The 25267-nt window shown below is 51.8% G+C and carries 28 protein-coding genes; 14 read left to right on the forward strand and 14 right to left on the reverse strand.

Annotated elements, in window-relative coordinates:
- Entirely contained in the window at positions 1-321 is a 321-nt protein-coding gene (locus EDF71_RS22675; protein ID WP_133858799.1) for a MerR family transcriptional regulator, read from the forward strand.
- Between the two features lie 520 nt (positions 322-841).
- Positions 842-1444, forward strand: coding sequence for a lipocalin family protein (locus EDF71_RS22680; protein WP_133858800.1), 603 nt, complete (start codon positions 842-844; stop codon positions 1442-1444).
- An 80-nt stretch (positions 1445-1524) separates the two neighbouring features.
- Here EDF71_RS22680 and EDF71_RS22685 read toward each other — a convergent pair whose 3' ends face one another.
- From EDF71_RS22685 to EDF71_RS22700, 4 genes are all read right to left on the reverse strand, one after another.
- Complete coding sequence (locus tag EDF71_RS22685; RefSeq protein WP_133858801.1) at positions 1525-2277, reverse strand: ABC transporter ATP-binding protein; 753 nt, start codon at positions 2275-2277, stop codon at positions 1525-1527.
- Positions 2274-3059 carry an ABC transporter ATP-binding protein gene (locus tag EDF71_RS22690; protein WP_133858802.1) on the reverse strand — a complete coding sequence of 262 codons (786 nt, stop codon included), beginning with the start codon at positions 3057-3059 and terminating at the stop codon, positions 2274-2276. Before EDF71_RS22690 ends, EDF71_RS22685 begins: the two co-directional genes overlap by 4 nt.
- 72 nt (positions 3060-3131) lie before the next feature.
- Positions 3132-4769, reverse strand: coding sequence for a dipeptide ABC transporter ATP-binding protein (locus tag EDF71_RS22695; RefSeq protein ID WP_133858803.1), 1638 nt, complete (start codon positions 4767-4769; stop codon positions 3132-3134).
- Positions 4762-5901: an ABC transporter permease gene (locus EDF71_RS22700; RefSeq protein ID WP_133858804.1), complete on the reverse strand. Its 1140-nt coding sequence runs from the start codon at positions 5899-5901 to the stop codon at positions 4762-4764. The genes EDF71_RS22695 and EDF71_RS22700 overlap by 8 nt, the downstream gene beginning before the upstream one ends.
- 161 nt (positions 5902-6062) lie before the next feature.
- Here EDF71_RS22700 and EDF71_RS22705 point away from each other — a divergent pair, with 161 nt between their 5' ends.
- On the forward strand, positions 6063-6536 hold the full coding sequence (locus EDF71_RS22705) for a DUF2127 domain-containing protein (RefSeq protein ID WP_133858805.1): 474 nt from the start codon (positions 6063-6065) through the stop codon (positions 6534-6536).
- 52 nt (positions 6537-6588) lie between these two features.
- Here EDF71_RS22705 and EDF71_RS22710 read toward each other — a convergent pair whose 3' ends face one another.
- Positions 6589-7614 carry an ABC transporter permease subunit gene (locus EDF71_RS22710; RefSeq protein ID WP_133858806.1) on the reverse strand — a complete coding sequence of 342 codons (1026 nt, stop codon included), beginning with the start codon at positions 7612-7614 and terminating at the stop codon, positions 6589-6591.
- A 135-nt stretch (positions 7615-7749) separates the two neighbouring features.
- Complete coding sequence (locus EDF71_RS22715) at positions 7750-9588, reverse strand: extracellular solute-binding protein (protein WP_133858807.1); 1839 nt, start codon at positions 9586-9588, stop codon at positions 7750-7752.
- Positions 9589-9796: 208 nt separating this feature from the next.
- Between EDF71_RS22715 and EDF71_RS22720 the strand changes: the two genes are divergently transcribed.
- Entirely contained in the window at positions 9797-10999 is a 1203-nt protein-coding gene (locus EDF71_RS22720) for a tyrosine-type recombinase/integrase (protein ID WP_133858808.1), read from the forward strand.
- A gap of 125 nt (positions 11000-11124) precedes the next feature.
- Positions 11125-11466 carry a hypothetical protein gene (locus EDF71_RS22725; RefSeq protein WP_133858809.1) on the forward strand — a complete coding sequence of 114 codons (342 nt, stop codon included), beginning with the start codon at positions 11125-11127 and terminating at the stop codon, positions 11464-11466.
- Here the strand turns inward: EDF71_RS22725 and EDF71_RS22730 are convergent.
- Positions 11463-13211 (reverse strand): replication endonuclease, encoded by a 1749-nt coding sequence (locus tag EDF71_RS22730; protein WP_133858810.1) that lies wholly within the window; start codon positions 13209-13211, stop codon positions 11463-11465. The genes EDF71_RS22725 and EDF71_RS22730 overlap by 4 nt on opposite strands.
- Before the next feature lie 264 nt (positions 13212-13475).
- On the opposite strand from EDF71_RS22730, the gene EDF71_RS22735 reads away from it, so the two are divergent.
- The 6 genes from EDF71_RS22735 to EDF71_RS22760 all read left to right on the forward strand — a co-directional run bounded on the left by EDF71_RS22735 (position 13476) and on the right by EDF71_RS22760 (position 16379).
- Positions 13476-13655, forward strand: a complete 180-nt coding sequence (locus tag EDF71_RS22735) for a hypothetical protein (RefSeq protein ID WP_133858811.1) — start codon at positions 13476-13478, stop codon at positions 13653-13655.
- Between the two features lie 2 nt (positions 13656-13657).
- Positions 13658-13837, forward strand: a complete 180-nt coding sequence (locus EDF71_RS22740; RefSeq protein ID WP_133858812.1) for a hypothetical protein — start codon at positions 13658-13660, stop codon at positions 13835-13837.
- Entirely contained in the window at positions 13834-14115 is a 282-nt protein-coding gene (locus tag EDF71_RS22745) for a hypothetical protein (protein WP_133858813.1), read from the forward strand. Before EDF71_RS22740 ends, EDF71_RS22745 begins: the two co-directional genes overlap by 4 nt.
- Before the next feature lie 148 nt (positions 14116-14263).
- The gene (locus tag EDF71_RS22750; RefSeq protein WP_133858814.1) at positions 14264-14665 is read left to right on the forward strand and encodes a hypothetical protein; all 402 of its coding nucleotides are present in this window, start codon (positions 14264-14266) and stop codon (positions 14663-14665) included.
- 8 nt (positions 14666-14673) lie between these two features.
- The gene (gene mobC, locus EDF71_RS22755; protein ID WP_133858815.1) at positions 14674-15054 is read left to right on the forward strand and encodes a plasmid mobilization relaxosome protein MobC; all 381 of its coding nucleotides are present in this window, start codon (positions 14674-14676) and stop codon (positions 15052-15054) included.
- The gene (locus EDF71_RS22760; RefSeq protein ID WP_133858816.1) at positions 15051-16379 is read left to right on the forward strand and encodes a relaxase/mobilization nuclease domain-containing protein; all 1329 of its coding nucleotides are present in this window, start codon (positions 15051-15053) and stop codon (positions 16377-16379) included. Before mobC ends, EDF71_RS22760 begins: the two co-directional genes overlap by 4 nt.
- 53 nt (positions 16380-16432) lie before the next feature.
- Here EDF71_RS22760 and EDF71_RS22765 read toward each other — a convergent pair whose 3' ends face one another.
- The 3 genes from EDF71_RS22765 to EDF71_RS22775 all read right to left on the reverse strand — a co-directional run bounded on the left by EDF71_RS22765 (position 16433) and on the right by EDF71_RS22775 (position 17827).
- Complete coding sequence (locus EDF71_RS22765) at positions 16433-16789, reverse strand: H-NS histone family protein (protein WP_133858817.1); 357 nt, start codon at positions 16787-16789, stop codon at positions 16433-16435.
- Between the two features lie 73 nt (positions 16790-16862).
- Positions 16863-17456, reverse strand: coding sequence for a hypothetical protein (locus tag EDF71_RS22770; protein WP_133858818.1), 594 nt, complete (start codon positions 17454-17456; stop codon positions 16863-16865).
- 23 nt (positions 17457-17479) lie between these two features.
- Entirely contained in the window at positions 17480-17827 is a 348-nt protein-coding gene (locus EDF71_RS22775) for a hypothetical protein (RefSeq protein WP_133858819.1), read from the reverse strand.
- A gap of 145 nt (positions 17828-17972) precedes the next feature.
- On the opposite strand from EDF71_RS22775, the gene EDF71_RS22780 reads away from it, so the two are divergent.
- Entirely contained in the window at positions 17973-18227 is a 255-nt protein-coding gene (locus EDF71_RS22780; protein ID WP_133858820.1) for a helix-turn-helix transcriptional regulator, read from the forward strand.
- A 224-nt stretch (positions 18228-18451) separates the two neighbouring features.
- Here the strand turns inward: EDF71_RS22780 and EDF71_RS22785 are convergent, their stop codons facing one another.
- Positions 18452-19375: a lipid II-degrading bacteriocin gene (locus tag EDF71_RS22785; RefSeq protein ID WP_133858821.1), complete on the reverse strand. Its 924-nt coding sequence runs from the start codon at positions 19373-19375 to the stop codon at positions 18452-18454.
- A gap of 279 nt (positions 19376-19654) precedes the next feature.
- Here EDF71_RS22785 and EDF71_RS22790 point away from each other — a divergent pair, with 279 nt between their 5' ends.
- Together EDF71_RS22790 and fabI are read left to right on the forward strand one after the other, a co-directional pair.
- Positions 19655-19873 carry a hypothetical protein gene (locus tag EDF71_RS22790; RefSeq protein WP_133858822.1) on the forward strand — a complete coding sequence of 73 codons (219 nt, stop codon included), beginning with the start codon at positions 19655-19657 and terminating at the stop codon, positions 19871-19873.
- Positions 19874-20107: 234 nt separating this feature from the next.
- Positions 20108-20908 carry an enoyl-ACP reductase FabI gene (fabI, locus tag EDF71_RS22795; protein WP_021027875.1) on the forward strand — a complete coding sequence of 267 codons (801 nt, stop codon included), beginning with the start codon at positions 20108-20110 and terminating at the stop codon, positions 20906-20908.
- A gap of 68 nt (positions 20909-20976) precedes the next feature.
- On the opposite strand, the gene EDF71_RS22800 is transcribed toward fabI, so the two are convergent.
- The 3 genes from EDF71_RS22800 to EDF71_RS22810 form a co-directional block, all read right to left on the reverse strand.
- Positions 20977-23475, reverse strand: a complete 2499-nt coding sequence (locus tag EDF71_RS22800; RefSeq protein WP_133858823.1) for a heavy metal translocating P-type ATPase — start codon at positions 23473-23475, stop codon at positions 20977-20979.
- Positions 23476-23586: 111 nt separating this feature from the next.
- The gene (locus EDF71_RS22805; RefSeq protein ID WP_133858824.1) at positions 23587-24396 is read right to left on the reverse strand and encodes an ankyrin repeat domain-containing protein; all 810 of its coding nucleotides are present in this window, start codon (positions 24394-24396) and stop codon (positions 23587-23589) included.
- Positions 24393-25199, reverse strand: coding sequence for a TatD family hydrolase (locus tag EDF71_RS22810; protein ID WP_133858825.1), 807 nt, complete (start codon positions 25197-25199; stop codon positions 24393-24395). The genes EDF71_RS22805 and EDF71_RS22810 overlap by 4 nt, the downstream gene beginning before the upstream one ends.
- Between the last annotated feature and the right edge of the window lie 68 nt (positions 25200-25267).

The raw sequence follows: 25267 nt of genomic DNA on the forward strand, positions 1-25267 counted from the left end.
ATGCCCCACTACACGACCGTACACACCACCACCTTGCAGATCATCGACGACGACAGCCTTGACGCCGCCAGCCTGGCCCAGGCCTGCCAGCGCAACTTGGCCTGGGTGCAGGCCCACGTGGTGGATGGCGTGCTCACCCCGAGCACCGGCACGCGCAACCCCGATGCCGTGGCCAGCTGGCGCTTTGCGGCTACCTGCATCGTGCGCGCACGCCGCGTGGCGCTGCTGGAGCACACCTATGACGCGGACCCCCAGCTGGCCGCGATGACCGTGGACCTGATGGAAGAAGTGCTGGAGCTGCGCCGCCGCTTGCAGCGCTGACGCCCGCTTTAGACAGACGCAAAAAAGCCCGCTGATGCGGGCTCTTTCTTACCGAAAATACACCATCCGCATGCCGCGCCTGATCGTGGCAAGCGCGGCATGCGGACGGGGCAAAACCGGTAGCGGTATTAACCGCCCTTGTGCGTGCGCTTGCCTGGGTTCTTCTTCGAACGGGTAGCAGTGCCACGGGCACGGCTAGCCTGTTGACCACGACCGGCCGTAGGCAGGCTCTTGCCGTTAGGCAACGTGGGTTGAGGGGTGAACTTGCGGTCAGCTTCCGTAACGATTTTGTTGCCCATCCTGGGACCTCGCGATAAACAAAACCGACATTAGGCCACAGATGCCAAGCGAGCAGATAAAAATACCTGCTAATTCCCGTGCCTGGGTGCGAAATTAGGCATGCAAGCCGCAGGGCGAGCACGCAAATCAGGTGCTTTGCTTACATTTGGCCCGCTCTACCAGCTTGTAAATTACGCCTATCTGGTTAGGATTCATAAAGCAAAACAAGGAATAATTTCTTATGCAAGAGCTCGATCATCAACAACGACCGCAACAGCGCTCTCTCTGGCTCCCCCTGGTAGCCGGTGCAGCAGCCTTGGCCGTTTACTGGTGGGCCAGCAACAAAACCCGCAAAGTCGTGCCGGTCGACCTGATTGAGCCGGTCGCCGACTTTGATGCAGAACGCTTTGTCGGCGACTGGTATGAGATCGCCCGCATCGAGCGCGGCCTGGGCAAGCCGCTGACGCGCTCGCGCGTTGAATACGAACTGCTGAGCGATGGCAGCCTGGGCATCACCACCCGGGGCTTCCATGCCGGCACCCACCGCTGGGTGGAAGGCCATGGCATTGCCCGCTTCGTGGGGGCACCCAACTTTGGTGCAATGAAGGCCTCCTTCATGGGCCCCTTCCATGAGGGCTACCATGTCGTCGCCATCGACCCGGATTACCGCTGGGCCATGTTGATGGGCGATACCACCGACTCCTTCAAGCTGCTCTCGCGCCAGCCCGTGCTCGATGGCAAGACCACCGACATGCTGGTACACCAGGCGGCGCTGATGGGTGTGGAGACTTCACGCATCCATTGGGTGATGCAAGACGGCATCAACCCCACTGGCCACTGGTAAGCGGCAGTTCCCTCCAAACGCCGGAGGGGCATCCAAGCCTGCACGTGCCGCGTGCAGGCTTTGCTTTGTCTTATAGAGACTTAGACGCCAATCCGCTTGGCGCCAGCGCGCTCTTCGTCGATCAGCGCCTGCATGCTGCCGGCAAACTGGATCGCGCCCTTCTCCAGCACATAGGCCCGGTCGCTCACCAGGCGCGCAAAGTGCAGGTTTTGTTCGCACAGCAGAATGCTCACGCCGCGCTGCTTGAGCTGCAGAATCATCTGCGCCATCTGCTCGACGATGACGGGCGCAACGCCCTCGGAAGGCTCATCGAGCAGCACCAGATAGGGGTTGCCCATGAGGGTGCGGGCAACGGTCAGCATTTGCTGCTCGCCGCCACTCATCTGCCCGCCTGGGCGCTGGGGCATGGCAGCCAGATTGGGGAAAAACGCCAGCAACTCGTCAACCGTCCACTGGCTGGCCAGGCTGCCATCGGCCCAGCGCCGGGGCGGCTGGCGGCCCACCTCCAGGTTTTCCAGAACGGTCAGCGCGCTGAAAATGCGCCGCTCTTCCGGCACATAGCCCAGGCCCAGGCGCGCAATGCGCCAGGCGTCCGCCTGCGCAATGTTCTGGCCCATGAATTGCACGACGCCCTTGCGCCGCTCCACCAGGCCCATGATGGCCTTGAGCGTAGTGGACTTACCCGCGCCGTTGCGGCCCATCAAGGCCACGACCTCGCCGCGCCGCACCTCCAAGCCCACGTCAAACAGAATATGGGCCTCGCCATACCAAGCATTGAGCTGGTCCACTTGCAGCAGCAGCTCGGTCGCTGCACCCGGCATCTGCACGCTCATTGGGCGGTCTCCTCGCGCTGTTCATCACTGTCGTAGGTGCTGCCCTTGCCCAGGTAGACCGCCTGCACCTCGGGGTTGCGCCGCACCTCTTCCGGCGTGCCTTCGGCAATCAGCCGGCCCCGCGCCAGCACGATGATGCGATCCGCATAGGCAAACACCACATCCATGCTGTGCTCGGTAAACAGCACGGCCATGTCGCGCTCGCGGGCCAGTTGCCGGGTCAGCGCCATCAGTTGCAGGCGCTCGGCCTGCGCCATGCCGGCCGTGGGCTCGTCCATCAGCAGCAGCACCGGCTTGTGGGCCATCGCCACGGCCAGTTCCACCCGCTTCACATCACCATAGGCCAGCGCATTGCAGGCGCGGTCCGCCTGGTCCTGCATGCCGACCAGCGCCAGCAAGGCCAGCGCCTCGTCACGCTGAAAGCGGGCCACCTTCTGCCACAGGCCAAAGATGCGGCCGGCGGCAGACAGCAAGGCCATCTGCACGTTCTCAGCCACCGTCAGCGAGGCAAAGGTTTCGGCAATCTGGAAGGTGCGCCCGACCCCCAGGCGCCATATCTCGCGCGGCAATTTGCCGCCCAGAGCCGTGCCGTTGAGCAGCATGCTGCCGGCATCGGGCACCAGCTGTCCGCCCAGCATGTTGAAGGTGGTCGTCTTGCCCGCGCCATTGGGGCCAATCAGCGCCAGCACTTCGCCGCGGCGCAAGGCAAAGCCCACATCGGCCACAGCCTGCACGCCGCCAAAGCGCTTGCCCAAACCGGTCACTTGCAGCAGTTCTGTCATGGATGTCCAAGTGCTAGCGCAGGCGCCTCTGGGCTGCCTGCCGCTACGTCAATCTGTGTCATGGGGACGGCCTCAGCTCAGCTCCAGGCTCGCCGCCATCAGCCGCTGTGTATAGGGCTGGCGGGGTGCATCCAGCACCTGCATGACCTCGCCGCTCTCGACCACCTCGCCGTCCTTCATCACAAGCACCTCATGCGCCATGGCGCGGATCACCGCCACATCGTGCGTGATCAGCACATAGCTCAGGCCGCGCTCACGCTGCAGGCGCTGCAGCAGGGCCAGCACCTGCTGCTGGATGGTGACATCGAGGGCACTCGTGGGTTCATCCAGCACGAGGATCTCGGGGTCGACGATCAGCGCACGGGCAATGGCCAGGCGCTGGCGCTGGCCGCCCGAAAATTCATGCGGATAGCGGTCCAGCAGGCCTGGGAACTGGGCCTCGCTCATACCCACTTCCTGCAGCAGCGCCAGCACCTGCTGCTGCAGCTCGGCAGCAGCCAAGTGGGGCTGCGCCAGCTGCAGGCCTTCGCCCACCATCTCTTGCACCGTCATGCGGGGCGACAGCGATGAGAACGGATCCTGGAACACGACTTGCACCTTGCGGCGCAGCTGCTGGTTGGCGGCGCTGTTGCGCTGGGCCGGCAGCTGCCAGGCCTGTTCGCCAATGCGCAGCTCGCCATCGCTGGGCAGCAGGCCCAGAATCGCCTGGGCCAGGGTGGATTTGCCCGAGCCCGATTCGCCAATCACGCCCAAGGTCTGGCCCCGGCCCAAGGCCAGGCTGGCGCCACGCACGGCCTCGAACCGGCCCTTGCGGAACCAGCCGGCAAAGCCCGGCAGCGGCGTCGCATAGCCCACGCGCAGCCCGCGTGTCTGCAGCACCGCCGGCGCCTCGGGCTGGCGGGCCACCACCTGGCGCTGGGGCGTGCTGGCCAGCAGCTTTTGGGTATAGGCATGCTGGGGGGTGGCAAACACCTCGGCCACGGCGCCCTGCTCCACCAGCCGGCCCTTTTCCATCACGGCCACCCGGTCGGCAAAATGGCGCACCAGCGGCAGGTCATGGGTGATCATCAGCACGGCCATGCCGGTCTGGCGTTGCAAGTCGCTCAACAGCTCCAGGATCTGGCCGCGCAGGCTCACATCCAGCGCGGTGGTGGGCTCATCGGCGATCAGCAGCTTGGGCCGGCAGGCCAAGGCCATCGCAATCATCGCGCGCTGGCGCTGGCCACCGCTGAGCTGGTGCGGATAGCTGCCGGCGCGGCGCTGCGGCTCGGGGATGCCGGTGGTGGCCAGCAGCTGCACGGCCTGCTCCCACGCCGCCTTGTCGCCCAAGCCCTGCTTGAGCTGCAGCACCTCGGCAATCTGTGCGCCCATGGTCATCAGCGGGTTCAGCGCCGTCATCGGCTCCTGAAAGATCATCGCAATCTCGTCGCCACGCACGGCCTGGATCTCGCGCTCCGAGATCTGCAGCAGGTTGCGCCCGCCCATCAGCGCTTCGCCGCGCAGCTGGGCCTCGCCCACCAGGCGCAACAGGGACAGCGCGGTGATCGTCTTGCCCGAGCCGGATTCGCCCACCAGCGCCAGCTTCTCGCCGGCCTGTATGCAAAAGCTCAGGTCCTTGACCACATCCTGGCCGCCAAAACCCACATAGAGGTGGTTGACCTGCAGCAGCGGCGCGGGCACGGCCACCGGGGCTTGTGTTGGCTCAAGCATGGCGGGCCTCCTGTGCATCGGTGCTGGCGGCTGGCGCTGGCTGGGCTGGCGTCGCAGCCGGTGCTGCGCCAGCGCGTGGCGTGTTGAGCTGCTTGCGCGGGTCCAGCGCATCCCGCAGCGCATCGCCCATAAAGGTCAGCAGCAGCAGGGTGCCGACCAGCACCGCAAAGGTGGCCAGCGAAATCCACCAGGCATCAATGCTGTTTTTGCCCTGGTTCAACAACTCGCCCAGGCTTGGCGTGCCCGGTGGCACACCCAGGCCCAGAAAATCCAGCGAGGTCAAGGTCAGGATCGAGGCGCTCATCTGAAACGGCAGGAACGTGACCACTGGCGTCATGCTGTTGGGCAGAATGTGGCGCCACATGATTTTCCAGCTCGGCACGCCCAGGGCCCGCGCGGATTTCACATAGTCCATCTGGCGGTTGCGCAGAAACTCCACCCGCACGTAGTCAGACAGCGCCATCCAGCCAAACAAGGCCAGCAGCACCAGCAGCAGCGCAGCGCTGGGTGCCAGCACCGCACTGAAGATGATCAGCAGGTACAGCACCGGCATGGCGCCCCATATCTCGGTAAAACGCTGGAACATCAGGTCCACCTTGCCGCCGAAAAAGCCCTGTATCGCACCCGTCAACACGCCGATCACCGTGCCCACCGCCGTCAGCGCCAGGCCAAACAGCACGCTGACCCGAAAGCCGTATATCAGCTGGGCCAGCAGATCACGCCCCCGGTCATCGGTGCCCAGCCAGTTGTCGGCCGATGGCGCCGATGGCGTGGGCGACTTGGCAAAGTAGTTGATGGTGTTGGGGCCGTAATGGTTGAGCGGGAAAACTGCCCAGTTGCCATCCTTGCCCAACTGCTGCTGGATGAAGGGATCCAGGTAGTCGGTGGCGGTGTGGAAATCGCCGCCAAACGTGGTCTCGGGGTAGTCCTTGGCCAGCGGGAAATAGGTCTGCCCCTCATAGCGCACGATAAGCGGCTTGTCGTTGCTGATCAGCTCGGCAAACAGGCTGAGCACCACCAGCACCAAAAACAGCAGCAAGCTGTAAAAGCCCAGCTTGTTCGACTTGAACCGGCGCCAGGCGCGGGCGGCGGGCGAGCGGCCCGGCGGGAGTGTGGAAACAGGCTCGGTCATCGTTATGGTCTGCAGAGACGGTGTGGCCACCGCCCCCCTCCTGTCACTGAATATGGGGGCCTGGGGCCCATGGTGGCGGCTGTGGCGGCGATGGCACGGGCCGCAGCGTTGTCGCTGTTGGCCGACAGCCAAACGGCGCGCCATCGGCCATGCTCTGCGCCATGTCTGCCAGCACCACGCCCCAAGCCCTGCGCACCGCGCTCAAAAGCATTGCCATTTTTGAAGCGCTCAAAGGCGTTGCCGCGCTGCTGGGCCTGTTGGGGCTGCTGAGCCTGCTGCACCACGATCTGCACCGCCTCGCGCTGGAGCTGATCGGGCACTTTGGCCTCTCGCCCAACGCCCGCTACCCGGCCGTGCTGATCAGCTGGGTGGACAAGATCAATGCCACCTCCATCCATACTCTGGTGCTGCTGGGCGCGACCTATATCGCGCTGCGCTGGCTGGAGGCCTGGGGCCTGTGGCATGACAAGGCCTGGGGCGAATGGCTGGGCGCGCTGTCCTCGGGGCTGTACATTCCCTTGGAAATACAGCACCTGCTGGCGCACCGCCACTGGCAGGGTGCAGTGGTGCTGCTGCTCAACATCGTGGTGGTGGCCGTGCTGCTGCGGCGCCTGTACCTGCGGCGCAAGGGCTGAAGCGCGGCGGCAGGCCGCAGCGGTTGGGGTGGCCAATGCAGGCATGCGCGCCTCAGTCAAACTTGACACGCGGATCCACCCAGACATAGCAGAGGTCGCTCACCAGCTTGGTGAGCAGACCGATCAAGGTAAACAGGTAGAGGGTGCCCAGCACGACGGGGTAATCGCGGCGCAGCACGCTCTCGTAGCTCAGCAGGCCCAGGCCATCGAGCGAGAACAAGGTCTCGATCAACAAGGCGCCGGTGAAGAAGGCCCCAATGAAGGCGGCCGGAAAACCGGTGACGATGGGCAGCAAGGCATTGCGGAACACATGGCGCCACAGCACCTGGCGCTCGCTCAGGCCCTTGGCCTTGGCGGTGATCACGTACTGCTTGCGGATCTCTTCGAGAAAGGCGTTCTTGGTGAGCATGGCCGTCACCGCAAAACTGCCGGCCACCATGGCTGTCACCGGCAAGGTGATATGCCAGAGGTAGTCCACCAGCTTGGCGGCCCAGCCCATCTCTTCCCAGCCCGAGGAGGTCAGCCCACGCAGCGGAAACCACTGCAGCTGCCCGCCAAAAATCACCAGCAGCGCCACGCCCAGCACAAAGCCCGGTATCGCATAGCCCACCAGCACGATCACCGTGGTGACCATGTCAAAACGGCTGCCAGCACGCACGGCCTTGGCAATGCCCAGCGGCACCGCAATCAGGTAGCTGATGAAAAAGGTCCACAGCCCGAGGCTGATGGAGACGGGTAGCTTGTCCTTGATCAGCTGCCAGACGCTCTTGTTCTGGAAAAAGCTGTTCCCCAGATCAAAGCGCGCGAATTGGCCCAGCATCTGCACAAAGCGCTCGACGGGTGGCTTGTCAAAGCCGTACAAGGCCTTGATCTCTTCAAGCCGCTTGGGGTCAATGCCCTGCGCGCCCCGGTAGCCCATGCTGGCCCCTTCGGCGCCCCGGTTACCGGCCTTGGCCTCGGCCAGGTACTGCTCGACCGGGCCGCCCGGCACAAACTGGATCACCACAAACGTCAGCAGCAAGACCCCGAACAAGGTGGGAATCATCAGCAGCAAACGTTTGAGGATGTAGGCAAACATGCGGTGCGGGCTCCAATGTCAGCAAGGGCGGGCAAGCGCCGTGGCACTGTGGCAGAAAAAAGTCTGGACAGCGCGGCAGGCGCGCTGGGGCGGTGAGAAGGATCATATAACGGCTGGGCCCTGCATCAGACCGGCTCATGGCTTGGCCGTGTCAGCGGTGATCGGCGGCATGCGCGCCCACCAGTAGTACATCAGCCAGGTCTCGCCCGGCACATAGGCGGGCACCTGGGGCGGCTCCACCAGGCGCCAGGCGTCATACACCACCCGGTGGCTTGCGGCATACCACTGCGGGATCAGGTAGTGGCCCGCCACAATGATGCGCTCCAACGCATGGCAGGCCGGCAGCAGCTCCTGCTCGCTCTTGGCGCTGACCATCTTGGCAATCATCGCGTCGACGGCCGGGCTCTTCAAGCCAATGAAGTTGCCCGAGCTTTCCTGGTCTGCCGCCACGCTGCCAAACAGCTCAGCGTATTCCTGGCCGGGGATATTGGTGCCCGGCACATTGACCGATATCAGGTCGTAGTCGAACTTGTCGACCCGCTGCTGGTAGAGCGCATAATCGGCCACCCGCAGCCTGAGCTTGATGCCCAGCTTTTCCAGGTTGCGCATCCAGGTGGACACGGTGCGTATGCCGCCTTCGTTGCTGTCCAGAAACTCCAGCTCCAGCGCCTCGCCCTTGGCATTGCGCAGCACGCCGTTGGCGTCCACCTTCCAGCCGGCATCGGCCAACAGCGCCTGCGCCTTGCGCAGGTTGTCGCGCAGGCTGCTGCCCTGGTCGGTGCGGGGTGGGTCTTGCAGCGGCCCCAAGGTGCCGGCGGGCAGGTCTTTCTCAAAGGGCTTGAGCAGGGCCAGCTCGGCGTCACTCGGGCTGCCATGCGTTTCGCACACGGTATTGCCAAACAGGCCATGCACGCGCTCGTAGGCGCCGTAGAACAGCTGGCGCTGCATCCACTCGTAATCAAAGGCCAGGCCCAGCGCCTCGCGCACCCGCACATCCTGCAGCACCGGGCGGCGCAGGTTCAGAAAATAGCTCTGGAAACCGGACGGCAGCTTGTTGGCAAAGTCCCCCTTGCGCAGCTCGCCCCGGTCAAATCGCTTGCCATACAGGCGCCGCGCCCAGTCGCCGGCACTGAAAAAGCGCATCACATCGAACTCACCGGCCTTGAGCGCCTCCAGCTTGGCGGTGTTGTCCTTGTAGATCTTGATCGTGATCCGGTCAAAATTGGCGCTGCCCAGGCGCACCGGCAGGTCCTTGGCCCAGTAGTCGGGGTCGCGCACATAGGTGATGTCACGGCCATACACCACCGGGCCGATCTTGTAGGGGCCGCTGCCGATCGGCACATCTGTCACGATCTGGTCAAAGCGCTTGGGCTTGCCATCAGGTCCCAGGCCCCAGTCGCGGCTGAAGACCGGCAGGCTGCCCACCGTCAGCGGCAGATCGCGGTTGGGTTTCTTGAAGCGAAAGCGCACCGTGCGGTCATCGATGACATCGCAGCCTTCCACATCGGCCAGCAAGGTCTTGTAGCCGGGCGCAGCGTACTGGCTGATCAGCGCTTCGTAGCTGTGCTTCACATCCTGCGCCAGCACCGGTTTGCCGTTCTGAAAGCGCGCTGCCTTGCGCATCTTGAACGTGGCGGACATGCCATCGGCCGCCACATCGATGTCCTCGGCCAGCAGGCCATAGCCGGTCGTGGTCTCGTCCAGGCTGGCGATCAGCAGGCTGTCAAACAGCATCTCGGCCAGGTAGGCCGGGGGCGAGCCTTTGATCGTGAAGGGGTTGTACTTGTCAAAGGTGGAGTAGCGCAGCGCACTGACCAGCCGCAGCTCACCGCCCTTGGGCGCATCGGGGTTGGCATAGGCAAAATGCTTGAAATCCGCCCCGTAGCGCGGCTCGCCCCAAAGGGCGTAGGCATGGTTGGCCCAGGCAGGTGCTGCCGCAGCAGCACACAAAATCAGCGGAAGGCAGAATCGCATGCGACAATTCTGCCCTAGCTGGCCACCTGTGCAAGCGTTTACCCCCGAGAAACGCTCTGCCCCGGTGCCAAGTCTTTTTTGGCCATTCCTCATGGCCTGGAACTCATCAGGAGAAGAACAATGGGTTCAGTTGTTTTTGAAGTTTTCACTTTAAAAACAACGGCTTACACAGGTTTTAAAAAAGTACCTGGTAGCAAAAGAGGTAACAATGTTAGCCCTCCCCATCTATCTCAGAGGTGGCTCTTACTACTTGCACACGAGAGTAGGAGGCCGACAGTTCAAGAAGTCACTGGGCACAGGCTACAAAAAGCTAGCGATACTTAGAGCAATCCAGTTGCTCAACAGTGTTGCAGTTATGACCCAAAAGCCGACCCTTAAAGACTTCCCTCAGGTGCTCACAGCACAAGGCAAAGAGTACAAGCTCAATGTTGAGAGAGGTGTGATAGAAGCAGACACACCCGAGGAACATCAAAGAGCAATGGAGGCACTTAAAGCTTTGAAAGAGCTTAAAGCAATGTCTAGCTCTCCACAGATGACACCAATAGAACAAAAAGAAGATGATTTATTGGGCTTAACTCTTAATGAGTTAGTAGACAACTATTTTAAGATTAAGAGTCATTTGACCCTAAGCACAAAATTACTTTATCAAAGAGCCGTTGATGATTTTTCTAAATTTCTAAAAAAGAAAAACATCACAATTAATAGAATTCAAGAAAGCGAAGTTGTTTTATTTCAAAATCACTTAGCAGATAAAAAGCTTCATCCTAGAACAATTGACAGCAAAATAAAATACCTTGCAATATTGTTTAATTTTGCAATTAAACAAAATTATTACAGATTTAAAAACCCATTTTCCAATAAGAAAATTCTTACAGCAAAAGAGAATTTAAAAAATGGATGGGAATTTTTCGAAAAAGAAGAAATTACGAGTTTTTATAAAAGTGAAAGCTTTAAAAACAAAAAGAAAGAACTACCAGACTACTACTATTGTTTAGTTTTAGCACTAGCAACAGGGTTAAGAGCTAGCGAAATTACAGCAGTTAAAAAAGACGATTTTAAGAAGATTAATGATATAAATTACTTAAAATTAACAGACTCAAAAACAAGTGCAGGAATTAGAGAGATACCTATACACAGCTATTTTTATGAAGAATTAGAACAATACATAAATTCCAAAAAATCAAAAGTTTTTACAATCACTTCAAATAATTTAAGTCGATATTTTACGAGGCATTTAGAAAAAATAGGGGTTAAAAGAAAAAAGCTCGTATTGCACAGCATTAGAAAATTTGTCAACAATGAGCTAATGATGAATGGTGTAAATGAAGAGTATAGATGTCAATTTATAGGTCATGAAATTACCTCAATAAACACAGCTACATACACTAAAAAATACCTTTGGAAAAATTAAACAACGAAGTAAATGAGACAATGCAAGAGATTTATAAATTAGCTTTTGATAGAAAATTAAGAACATCTTTTTAAATTTGCTTTCACAATTCAACCCTTCTATACTAGTTATAGGAGGGTTTTTTTATGGAAATTACAAAAACAGATATAAAAAGAATTATTGAAATTATTCAAGAGATTAGACAATTAAAAATAAAACTTTCAAAGACAACCGATGATTTAAAGATAGAATTACTAGAATTCAAGTTATTTTATTCCAAAAGTGAACTGTTAAAATACCATACAGATTTAATTAGCTGTATTGAAGACGAGCTAAAACACGGCTTAACAATGGATGAAATAATTAAGCTATACAACACTGAAAGAAGTATAGAAATAAGAAAGAGAAATTGCAAGGCAAGTGAATTTATTGACTATTACAAATCAAAGAAATTAGAGATTGAAAAGTTAAGAAACGGAATTTTTTAAGCTGTATTTTGCAGGTTTTCCGGTCTTCGGATGTTCTCCGTGACTCTTAAAAGCTCATCTACTGAGCTTTTACTTGAATAATGCTGAATAAGTATAACTGTATTTAAAAGAATATCTAATTTACCATTATTTAAGCATTGATAGAAAATTATATTATTTGCATTTTCATCATTAAAGTATTGATTGCCTTTGTTTTCTTCATCTGTGCATAAATCAAAATAATTAAAATTATCGAATATTTCGCCATTTTTTAAAATGACAGCAAAACCCCTCTTCGTCTCTTCTTCAAAGAATTTTTGAACAATAGCTTCATTAACTTCACATCTAGATTTTACAAGCTCGAAAGAATTACCAGAATGCCTTTTATTAAATTCAACATTCAAAATAATTTGATTTAAATAATCCTTTGAATGCCTTACATTAAAACAATCTTCCTGTTGTATTGATTGATATTCCAATAAGCAATACTGCTTTTTCTCAATTAAAACAGTTTGAGAGTTTTCTCGATAAATTACACCAATAAATTTATTATCAATTGAATAATTTTCAAATTTATGAGAATGATTTTTCAAAAATTCGTAAAAATTACGAGTATCAAAAATGTTATACAAATCTTTTGTCAAAGCTTTTTCATAAGCCTTGCAATTACTGCAAAGGTGATTAAATTTACCGAGGCAATTTTCAACACCAAAAAAACTAAAACCTCTAATTGAATAAAAACTTCTGCAAGCTTCAACCTTTAAATCATCATCTTTATTTATTTCTTTTGAAATATATTTAAATAAATAAGTTGAAGCCGTTGCCTTTCCATTGTTAATCCTTATATCCCACTCTAATAATTTTTTATGTACATTTACACCTAAAAAATCGGCTATTTTTATTCTTTCTCTTGTTTCAACATCTCTTATTATTTGATGTATTACATTATTATCTCTATAACTGTGATATAGCATAATATGCATATGTAATGTTGAGTCAAGCATAACCTCATTAACTTTGATACCAAAGAAATCAGCTCCAACCTTTAAGCCTGCTTTTGCTAAATTAGCCCGAATCAATTCCCAATAATTATTTATCATGGCAACAGCCTCGCCAGGCTTAGCCCCTCTATAAGTGCAATTTCCGTTTTTTGGATTGCAATGCATGTAGCCAGGCAAAGATAAAGTTATAAATGAAAAAGTAAAAGTTTTATCAAATGCTATATCTTCCAAAGTTTTAGAAATTCTATAATTCTGTGCTCTTCTATGTCTTCTAGTTTCTTTAATTGAATTAAGTTTAAAAAATCTGCCATTTTTTCCAATTAATCGATGGCTTTTTATAAATTCCTCTTGTTTTTTCTGTTGCTCTTTATATATATTCAATAAAGAAAATGGCAATTGTTTAGCCCCATTTCTTCCTATAAATTTCAAAAGCTGAGCAGACCATAACAATAATTCTTTTTTTTCTTTGCTCAATTTTCTTGCATTCTTATCATTTTTAGAAGTCACAACTGTGTTTAACTTCTTCCAATGCTCAAACTTCCAGAGCTTGACAAACATAGGCACAGACTTACGGAAAGCCTCTACATCACCTTTAAATATGTTTTTAATAGTCCAGTCCATCTGGGCTTTATGAACATCAGGAAAGAACTTCCAAGCCTCCACAGTCTCAACAACAACAGGTAACGGATGATTATTTAAATCATCGCCTTCTATTTCTAAATGCCATAAAGGGTTTTGTTTTGTATAGTTTTCTATTTCATTCATAATCTAAGAATTCGGTTATTTTTAATTTATCAGAAATAAATTAAAAGTCAAAAACAATAAAGCCCCTTTCGGGGCTTTTCTTGTTCTGGCTACCACACCAGAATTTTTTCTTAAAGATATGAATAATACAATCAGCATTGCACTAATCTAATTAAATAATATTCAATTAAATTTCCTTTGTCAAGACCAAACATCAAATATAAATTTGACTTGTGTTTTATTTTGTGTATCTTAAATAATATAACAACTTAAAAAAGGTTATATATGAAAGAAAATTTAGCAGACAAATTTAACAGACTTTACGAATTAAAAAAGAAAGATATTTTAAATCACAAAGAAGAAGAGGAAGAAAGGCAACTTATGCATTTTTTCAAAAGATTAAGAGCAGATATTGTTATTTTGCTTAATCACAAAAAACACGAAATCAAAAAAGGAAAAATATAATTATGAACGAAATACTTGATTTTTTAAATGCTTATGCATTCTTAATTCTAGCCCTAATTTTTTCAGGTGTCTTTACAGCTATTGTTTGGAGAATTGAGAAAACTTTTAATACAATTTTTAGCAATGCAGAAATACAAGCGAGACTTAGAGAAGCTGAACAACTCAAAGGAGTTAAAAAATGATATGGCAAATAATTAAAAGTTTATTCACAAGCAGCAAGCCCAACGATATGGAAATTTATGGAATGTTTTATTCTTTATCAGTAACATTTATTATTTTTTGGATATTCGCAAAGCTTATAGCACACATCATTAACTCAACATCAGGAATTGATAAGAGACAAGAGATTGATGATAATTTCAATAGAGAAATTAAAAGACAACAAAGAATCTATGACCATAAACAAAGACTTTTAAAACAAGAAAAACTTAAAAATATAGACAGGTATAAAGGTGATTAATACCAATCTAAATACGATTTAGGCAGGTTAAGCGAAGTTTATTCGAAGAATAAACGAGGTAACTCACTAGCGACACAAAATAAATTTTGTCCTAGTGTTATATATGGGGTTCCCCCATGCCCCAAAAATAAAAACAACAAGGTTAATTATGACAATAAAATTTAGTATAGAAGAACAAGACATAATAAACTATATTAAAAATTCATCTTATAAAGGTGCCTGTTTATCATCAGAATCTGCTAGCAAGTATTTAAAAGAAGAAGATTTAAAAGATGTTCAATCGTTCAGCTGGAAGCCTATCAAATGGAAAAATGAAACAGTTAAACTTTATAAGTTAATTAATTTAGTTGCATTCACTATTGAAGAAAAAGCAGAATTAAAAGACTTTGAAAAAGACGGAATAAATTTTCTAGATGATGAATATAAAGATAAATTAGAGTTCGCTTTCTCTTGCTTTGTATTTATTAAAAATTTGAGAGACAAAGAATATTTAGAGCAAGAGATTAAAAAATCAATTCCAAAACAAAAAACAAAAATATTGAAATTTTAAGGAACAAAATGCAAGAAAAAAGATTGAAAATTAAGTCTGGCAGAAGTGATAGAACTGATACTTGTCAATATGTAAGAACGAAGCAAATACACATAAGAGCAAGCGAAGAAGAATTTAAAGAAATAGAAAAAAAAGCAATTGAACAAAAAAAATCAATAGCCAAATATCTACGAGATACAGCACTAACCAAACATCAAGCAAAGAAATATATAAATAATGAAAATATGTATTTAACGGTTTCTATGCTCAATCAGATTCAAAAAATCGGTACTAATGTTAATCAAATCGCCTACAAATTGAATTCTCACTCAGCAACTAAACAAGACATACAAGATTTAAAAGAGGTCTTGCAAGAATTAAGAAGGCTAACAAAAAGAGGCAATAGATGATTATAAAAATCTTCAAAAATGTAGGAAAAGGCCCCTCCAAAGGCCCAATAAATTACCTTTTAGGCAAAGACTCAGAAGGAAAAGAACGAGCCATAAAGCCCGCTATATTTCAAGGTTGCAGACATTCAACAGCCTTTTTAATTGACCAAAACCACCGAGAGAATAAATATACTTCGGGAGTTGTTGCTTATAGACATAACGAAAAACCCAGCTATGAACAAATAAAAGAAATGTGCGACGATTTTCAAAAAACCTTTTTGCCAAATATGTCTAATGATGATGTACCTATACTTTGGGTTTTACACAGAGAAAAAGGCAACACCGAATTACACTTTTTAATACCCAAACAAACTAGCAAAGGCCAGGCATTTAATGCTTTTCCACCTGGTGCTAAAAACATGGATTTAATGAAGTCCTGGCAAGTTCTACAAAATGACAAATCGGGGTATAAACAAGTAACCAGCGACGGTTTTAGTTCATCTTTTGAAGCATTTGAGAAAAAAACAAGGAAGCCTCAATTTTCAAAGAAAATTAAACAAATGGCAAAAGATGGAAAGATTAAAAATAGAGCTGATTTAATCAATTATTTAAATACTAATGGCCACAAAGTCACAAGAGCAGGACAAGATTACATATCTGTAAAATTTGCAGACAAAGAAAAATCTATGAGATTTCAAGGAGAAATCTTTAAACCTGAAACAGACTATAATAAACTATTGAACACTTTTCAAAACACAGAATTGAGTAGACTAGATAGAGCTATAAATACAAACAAATTAGAAAAATTGAAAGCCGAACGAAGTACATTCAATTTAAAAAGATACCAATCACCCAAAAAACCAAGGTTTGAAAATACAAGAAGAAAAAACAGCCGTTCGTTTATCAAAAATGAAGGCATAAAATCCCGTTTGTCATGTTCTAGCGAACATAAACAGCCTTCAAGCTACAACACTACCAGCCAGCCCATAAAAACGAATGTAGCCCCCTCTATGCCCTCCTTAGAGGCAAAAGGCGAGAGCTTGCCCCCCAATTTGCAGGAGCGAAGCGAACTAGCTCCGACACCTAAACCGTCTCTAAATTTTGATAATTTCAAAAATAAATTATCAAATATTTCTGTAAATTCAACTCATCAATCAAGCAGTTCTTTAAGTTCCTTTGATAGTCAAATAGCCTCCTTATTGTCAAAAATGGCAGGAGTTAAAGACCCTTTAAAACTTGCAGAACTTCAACAAAAAATCGCAGTTTTAAGGGCTAAACAAACAGAACAAGCATACAAAGAAAAGCACGACAAAGAGAAGCAAAATTCAAGGATTAAGATAGGATGAGATATGCAGACGAAAAAAAGCCCCTTGATAGGGGCTTTGTAATTTCAAATGCATTACTTATTTATCAAATAATTTTGAATTTCATCTTCATACTTCTTGCCATTCTTTTCCCATTGCTCTACCAAGCTCGCCACCCATGCAGGCCTCTTGCCTCGGCCTCCTGACCAAGTTGCACCCGTAGCAGGGTCACGATATTTTGCCTCTGCTGGCTCCTTCTTTTCTGCCTTGTTTTTAGGAGCAACATAGACAACGGGAGCAACAAACCCCAACTCTTCAAAGGTGATTTTGTAAGCTGAAATTTTTTCCTTAAGCTGTTGAATTACCTCATCTTTTTCAGACTCAATGAGTTTTGCCTCTTGTTCTTGCAGAGCTGCAATTTTTGCTTGAATGTCGCTCAGTGAAGTAGCCATCAGAACTCCTAAAAATTAATTGACAACTAATTCTTGCTCAAGTCTGAATTTCATGCAAGCTAATTTTTGTTTTTTATGCAATTACTTTTCTGTACCAAACGAAAGCTAACAGGATGACACCCAGCGCAAGAGCTATCACAACAGCAATAGCAACACAATAGAAAACTATCTTAGGTATAAGCATAGAGGGAATGGCTGAATCTTCAGTTTCTGGGTCCGCCTCAAAATACTCATTTAATTTTGAAATTTTCCTATTCAATACCTTCATATAGATATACATAACAGGAACTGTTAGCAAACTGGGAATGAGAAAAATATTTCCTACTAGAACGGCTGCTGCAATCACATTCCATACCATATGGTCACCCCATGTAATCACTCCTAGTCTGTGACTATATGCAACTGCTCCAGAGACTCCACGGATTCTGTTCTCCATGTACTCCAAAAACGGAGAGTGTTCATTTAGTCCCCTTGCTATTAGCCTACAACCAATAATTATGATGTTGCCGACCACCCATGCTGCATAGGCTTTCCCAACGAATTCAGCACTTAAAGGGCCAAATACCACAAAGAATACAACTGGAGAAAAAACAAATATCCAAAAAATGGCTTTTACTCTATTGAGAGCAGTAATAGAAGTAGTTTGTAGTTCTTTACGACTATGCATATGGGCAACTTCAAGAAATTTAATTAATTCCAATCAGAATTAGAATTGACCCATTTACCCTCGTGATTTTTCAACTTCAGCTTGAACTTTTCTTCAACTGTTTTATTGTTGTTTGTATTCCTTGAACCCGTAACCTCAATCTTGGCTGTTGCTGAACAGATATAGAAGATTTCTCCATCCTTCTTGCAATCAACATCCTCAACACCTAGCAATTTAAATTCAATGTTTCTGTCTGCAATTCTTTCAATGCCTTGAATTTTGTCTAAGTTGTTGCCGTACACATTCACAACATCCTTTTTGCCAGGACCGTCTGAGCAGCCAGCCAACAGAAAAAGAGCAACGGTAAAAATGGTAGTTGATTTTTTATTCATGATTTATCAAGGACTTAGAAGTTAAAGAGGTCTTTAGCTAGCCCCAATGAGGCAACCAGCTACCTGATGATAGCGCCAAAAGGTAACTATATCCCGTGAAATCATATACCGTGGAGTTTTATACAACACTCCATGACCATGGGGCATGGTAAAAAATCAAGACACTAAGAAGGTTCGTGCTCCAGAACTCATAGCATTCGGTCAAGCTGTGAGGAAGCATAGGAAGGCATTGGGCTATTCCCAAGAGGCCTTTGGTGATGTGTGTGGGATAGACAGGAGCTACATGGGAGGGATAGAGCGAGGCGAGCACAACCTAGCTCTTATCAACATCTTCAAGATCATTAGAGCATTAAAGCTCCAGCCATCGGCATTTTTCGTAGCACTCGACCAGGAAATTTAATCTACGTTAATTCCAGATCTTTGATGCTTTATCAGCGAGCTGGCACATCGAAAAAACCGCTCACATACCCTGAATCGGATATGAGCGGTCAAATATAGAGAGCTTCTTTCTAATATAAGGAATTATAATTTCAATTCAGCGATTAGCCCTAACCATGCGCATTATGAAGAACTGACGCTATCGCCAAATCCTATTTAGACCAAATGAATTAAATTAAAGCATCTTTACTTACCATTTATAGTAAAGGGTTGCCTACCTTTAATTTCAATCTCATACTGCGAACCTGGAATCCTATCCAAAATATTTGTCATTGCATTATCGACGTCGTTTCTGTGGGAACTTGATCCCCCTCCGTCATAAATATCATTAAAAAACCCTATCTCACCTCTAAAACTCCAAGATCCATCATTACTCACCGATAATGTACCATCAACCAGCGCAGAAACATTTCCTATTATAAAGCGAGGCTTAAATCCATCATTAGCTGTATCATAGCCAAATTGTCCGGAGTGATATTCATAATCACCCGCGATTGCTTTATTGTTCTCTATGAATGCAGAGAGTGTGTTATTAGGCGGACCAATATGTTGTAGCTTGGGGTTTATTCCTAGATTTCTGATGTCTAGAACTACGGTACCCGCTTCCGCCCCCACGCCACTGGCATAAAGCCATATTCCAGCAAATGGAAGAAATGGGGTTCGCTGCATGACTCCCGCGATCAAGCCAGTCAGCTGCTGGGCAAACGTAGGAGATGCCGATACAATAATAGTTTGAAGCGTAGCTTCGTTTGTACTCATAACTTCGGGGCTTCCAGTCCCTTTATTTACATTTACCAAAATGGCTGCGCCATTGGTAATTTCTTTTAAAACAGCCTCATTATCTTTTCTTAAACATGATAAAGCCCAATTTTCGAAATATTTCCCGCTATCAATCTGATTTTGGGTATACAGCATTCTCTTCATTTGATCACTATGCATCGGTGACCTAGGATGCATGATGAAAAAATCGGTGGATGGATCAACATCAAAAAACGGCTGTGGAGCTTCAACAACAACTTCTGGCAATGTCGGGTCAGCTTTTGCACTTCCTATCAACGTTAGAGGGACTAGACTTCCTTGCATTAAAAAATTACGCTTTGACAATGTCACTTTAAAGCTCCTTGTGTTGAAATCGCATTCACTAAATAGAATCTTAAAAAACCTGGTTATCTAATTACACTATATTCAGTCCTCCATCTTGAACAATCAATCATGCCATGTAGATAGTAATTTACTCCTTTCGATTTCAAATCAAATGCCCAATTTACTCGGGGTAGATTAGGATCGTTAATTTTAGATAAATTGACTACGCTATAATTATCTAAGTTGTAAGTGGTATAAAAGTCATTTAGTTTTTTATACTTTATATTTTTAAGGATATCCAGTTCCATGTCTTTGGAAGACATTGAAATGCATTCTTGCGCTTCTTCTCTAGAAACCTTTCTCTCCATATTCCACCAAAGAGCAAAAAATGTGAAAAGAAGTATAGAAATTACTATTGCAATGAAGGATACAAATATCCAAAACGAAATAGATTTTTTTTTCATTGAGTTGCCCGTATTGATTTTATACAAATATATGAATTACAGTGAATTAGACCGCACTTGAGAATTTGGCACGATAAATTTAAGTGCAGTCACATATAAGTATTTGTGTGCACGGCCGTCAATATGCGTTTGTAAATGAGACTCACTTTACATCTCCTATAGAAAAACTCAAGTAATAAATTGTGATATAATTCAAAGTGTAATTTTTGGCAGCAAGGCTGGTAGCAAACTTTTCATGCTAGAATATGAATAAGTTGTTGAAAATTATAGATTTTTCGAGAAAATGGATAAACCAATGGGATTTCTGACCGGCAAGAAACTGCTGATCACGGGCGTGCTGTCCAACCGCTCCATCGCCTACGGCATCGCCAAGGCCTGCCACCAGCAAGGCGCCGAGCTGGCTTTCAGCTACGTGGGTGAACGCTTCAAGGACCGTATCAGCGAATTTGCTGCCGAGTTTGACTCCAAGCTGGTGTTCGACTGCGATGTGGCCGATGACGCCCAGATCGAGAAGATGTTTGCCGACCTGGCCGCCACCTGGGGCAAGTTCGACGGCTTTGTGCATTCCATCGGCTTTGCACCGCGCGAAGCGATTGCCGGCAACTTCCTGGATGGCCTGTCGCGCGAAGGTTTCCGCATTGCGCATGACATCAGCGCCTACAGCTTCCCCGCACTGGCCAAGGCCGCCCTGCCCTACCTGAACGACAAGTCGTCCCTGCTGACCCTGTCCTACCTGGGCGCGCTGCGCTCCATCCCCAACTACAACACCATGGGCCTGGCCAAGGCATCGCTGGAAGCCTCCGTGCGCTACCTGGCTGAAGCCGTGGGCCGCACCGAAGACGGCCGCGCGATCCGCGCCAACGGCATCTCCGCCGGCCCGATCAAGACCCTGGCCGCCTCGGGCATCAAGGACTTCGGCAAGCTGCTGGGCCGCGTGGCCGACGCTTCGCCACTGCGCCGCAATGTGACCATCGAAGACGTGGGCAATGTCGCCGCCTTCCTGCTGAGCGATCTGGCTTCGGGCGTGACCGCTGAGATCACCTATGTGGACGGTGGCTTCAGCCAGACCGCAGGTCTGTCGGCCGACCAGGTTTAAGCCTTCCGCTTGAACAAGAGCCCCGCAGGCTGGTGCCTGCGGGGCTTTTTCGTATCTAGCAGCCTTGTCTAGACGCTAAAACGGCGCAGCCGCAAGGCATTGGCCAGCACAAACACGCTCGACAGCGCCATCGCCCCCGCCGCGAACACTGGCGACAGCAGAGTGCCATTGATGGGGTACAGCAGGCCCGCAGCCACCGGGATCAGCGCCACGTTGTAGGCAAAGGCCCAGAACAGGTTCTGGTGGATATTGCGCATGGCGGCGCGTGACAGCCCGATGGCGGTCACGACACCGCGCAGGTCGCCGCCCATCAGCACCACATCGGCCGACTCGATGGCGATATCGGTGCCCGAGCCCACGGCAATGCCGACATCGGCCTCGGCCAGTGCGGGCGCATCGTTGATGCCATCGCCCACATAGGCCAGCGCGCCATGGGCGGCCCGCAGGCGCTTGACGGCCTCAACCTTGCCATCGGGCAGCACTTCGGCCACCACCTCGTCAATGCCCAACTGCTGGGCAATGGCTTCGCCGGTGCGGCGGTTGTCGCCGGTGATCATCGCCACTTTCAGCCCCATCGCATGCAGGCCCTCAATGGCGGCACGGGTCGTGGGCTTGATGGGGTCGGCCACGGCGATCATGGCCGCCAGATGGCCATCGATGGCGGCATACAGCGGCGTCTTGCCCTCGGCTCCCAGGCGGGCCGCCTCGTCCGCAAACACCACCACATCGGCGCCCAGCTGCCGCATCATGCGGTCTGCGCCCACCTCCACCCGCGCGCTACCCACGTGGGCACGTACGCCAAAACCGGTCACCGATTCAAAGGCGGACAGCGGCGGTATCTGCAGGCCCTCGGCCTGGGCGGCCTGCACAATGGCCTGGGCAATCGGGTGCTCGGACTGGCTCTCGACGGCTGCCACCGCCGCCAGCACGGCAGCGCGTTCAAAGCCAGGGGCCAGCACCAGGTCGGTCAGCGCAGGCCGGCCTTCGGTCAGGGTGCCGGTCTTGTCCACGGCCACCACCTGGGCGTCTTTCAGCAGCTGCAACGCTTCGCCCTTGCGGAACAGCACGCCCAGCTGGGCCGCGCGGCCGGTGGCCACCATGATCGAGGTGGGGGTGGCCAGTCCCATTGCACAAGGGCAGGCAATGATCAGCACCGCCACCGCATTGACGAGGGCCAGGCTCAGCGCGGGCGATGGGCCCAGCAGCAGCCAGAGCACAAAGGTCAGCACGGCAGCAGCCATCACCGCAGGCACAAACCACATGGTCACCTTGTCCACGACGGCCTGGATCGGCAGCTTGCCGCCCTGGGCCTGCTCGACCATGCGGATGATCTGCGCCAGCACGGTGTTGCCGCCCACCTCGGTGGCTTCCAGGGTCAAGGCGCCCTTTTGGTTGATGGTGCCGCCCACCACCTGGGCCCCAGGGGTCTTGTGCACGGGCACCGGCTCACCGCTGATCATCGATTCATCGACATAGCTCTCGCCATCGGTCACCCGGCCATCAACCGGAATGCGCTCACCTGGGCGCACCTGCACGCTATCGCCGGGCTGCACCGCATCAATGGCCAGTGATTGCCAATCGCCATCGCGCAGCACCCAGGCCGTCTTGGCTTGCAGCTGCACCAGGCGCTTGATCGCCGCCGAGGTGTTGCCCTTGGCGCGCGCCTCCATCCAGCGGCCCAGCAGAATCAGCACCACGATCACTGCCGCCGCCTCGAAATAGACATGCACGGTGCCCGCAGGCAAAACGCCGGGCGCAAAGGTGGCCACCAGCGAATAAAGATAGGCCGACAAGGTGCCCACTGCCACCAGGGAGTTCATATCCGGCGCCGCACGCAAGAGCGCAGGCAGGCCCAGACGGTAAAAGCGCCGGCCCGGGCCGGCCAGCACCAGGCTGGTCAGCACCCACTGCAGCAGCCAGTTGCTCTGCTGGGGCAGCCATTGGCCCACCCAGTGGTGAAAGCCGGGCAGCATATGGCCGCCCATCTCCAGCACAAAGACCGGCGCGGCCAGCAAGGCCGCCAGCCACAGATCACGCAGCAGGCCTTGCTGCGCCTGCTGTTGGCGCTGGGTTTGGGCATCATGGGTATCGGCCGCCTCGCTGGCTTCGGCCGCCTGCGGCAGGCTGCGGGCGGTATAGCCGGCCTTGGCCACGGCGGCCAGCAGTTGCTCGGCGGGCACGCCTGCCGTCAACTGCACCGTCGCACGCTCGGTGGCCAGGTTCACGGCGGCGGTCTGCACACCCGGCACGGCCTTCAAGGCCCGCTCCACCCGGCCCACGCAAGAGGCGCAGGTCATGCCTTCAACTTCCAGCTCCAGCGCCTGCGCAGGCACCTTGTAGCCAGCTTTGTGGACTGCTGCCAGCGCCTGCTCCAGCACCTGGGCGGCAGGGGCCTCGTTGCCCAGTTGCAGGCTGGCCTGCTCAGTAGCCAGGTTGACGTGGGCGCTTTGCACGCCGGGCACAGCCTGCAGCGCACGCTCGACCCGGCCCACGCAGGAGGCACAGGTCATGCCCTCAATCGGCAGTTGCAGCAGCGGGGTGGCGGATGGGCTGGTTTGGGCAGTCATGGCGGTTGTTTTTCTATCCATGGCAGCCACTCTAAAGGTTGCCATGGTGTGAATGTCAAGCCCCTGCCCACAGCGGGTGCCAACACGGCGCGGGCGGCTCCGCCCGCGGCCTTACCAGTTGCTCTGGATCTTGCGCCGGCCGTCCTGCGGAAACGCGGGCTTTTGCGGCACATAGGCGCCTGGTTGCGGCTTGGGCGCGGCGTTGCTGCCTGCAGCAGCGCCTGTGCCTGTACTTGCAGCCGCGCCTGGCGCTGCGGCGCCGGCCTGGGTCAGCCAGGTCACCACTTCCGAGCGGTCGGCACGGGTGGCAAAGTCGCTGGCCGTCAGGCCTTGCTGGTTCTTCAGCTTGGGGTCCGCGCCCTCTTTGATCAGCAGTTGCACGGCGCTGCGTGTGCCGTACTGGGCGGCCATCATCAAGGGGGTGGTGCCATTGGGCGATGCGGCATCGATATAGGCATGGTGCTCCAGCAGCAGCGCCACCATTTGCAGGTCCGAGCCGTCTTCGCTGGGGGCGGAGACGGCATAGTGCAGCGGCGTCCAGCCCTCGCGGTTCACATCGGCACCCCGGGCAATCAAGGCCTTGGCCAGATCGACCTGGCCCTTGATGGCGGCCATCATCAGCGGTGTCTCGCCCTTGGCATTGGCCAGATTCACATTGGTGGTCGGCAGCGCAATCATGCCCTTGGCGGCGCGGTAGGAATCAAGCTTGAAAGCCTGGGTCAAACCCGTCTCGCCTTTTTCGCTCGCGGTGTTAGGGTCAAAGCCACGCTGCACCAGCGCCTCGATGCCCTTGGCATCGTCGCGAATGATGCGGGTGAAGAAATCGTCGTACGAGCCCGCTTGCGCAGCCGCGCAGGCCAGCCACAAGGCAGCGGCGCAGGCGGCACGCAGCGGAGACAGGGAACCAGGCTTGAGCTTCATGACAGCACTCCGCTGAACAATCGGTCGAAATTGCGGTTGGTGGCCTCGGCCACCGCTTCCACACTGATGCCCCGCACTTCGGCAATCTGCGCAGCCACATGCGGCACATAGGCGGGTGTATTGGTCTTGCCACGGAAAGGCACCGGCGCCAGATACGGGCTGTCGGTCTCGATCAGCAGGCGGTCCTCGGGCACAAAGGCTGCGACATCGCGCAGATCCTGGGCCTTTTTGAAGGTGATGATGCCGGAGAACGAGATGTAGAAGCCCAGGTCCAGCGCGGCGCGGGCTACTTCCATGCTCTCGGTGAAGCAGTGGAACACACCGCCTGCAGCATCAGCGCCGCCAGTCTCGCCCTCTTCGCGCAGCAGGCGCAAGGTGTCTTCCGAGGCACTGCGGGTGTGGATCACCAGGGGCTTGCGCACCTGCTGGGCCGCGCGGATATGGGTGCGAAAGCGCTCGCGCTGCCATTCCAGATCGGCAATGGTGCGGCCGCCCTTGCGGTCTTCCATGCCGTAATAATCCAGGCCGGTCTCGCCGATTGCCACCACACGGGGCAGCGCCGCGCGCTCCACCAGGTCCTGCACGCTGGGCTCGGTCAGCCCTTCGGTATCGGGGTGTACGCCGACGCTGCACCAGAAGTTGTCATAGCGCATCGCCAGCGCATGCACATCGGGAAACTCTTCCATCGTGCAGCTGATGCACAGCGCGCGGGTCACCCGGGCCTCGTCCATCTTGGCGCGGATGGCGGGCAGGTCCTGGGCGAGCTCGGGAAAATTGAGGTGGCAGTGGGAGTCGGTGAACATCAATCGTCAACGCTGCAGACGATCAAAGCGCCGCAGTCCAAATACAAAGAACTGCTGCCATTGTCCGC

Origin of the sequence: Comamonas sp. JUb58, assembly GCF_004364775.1 — a bacterium.
Classification (GTDB): Bacteria; Pseudomonadota; Gammaproteobacteria; order Burkholderiales; family Burkholderiaceae_C; genus Comamonas.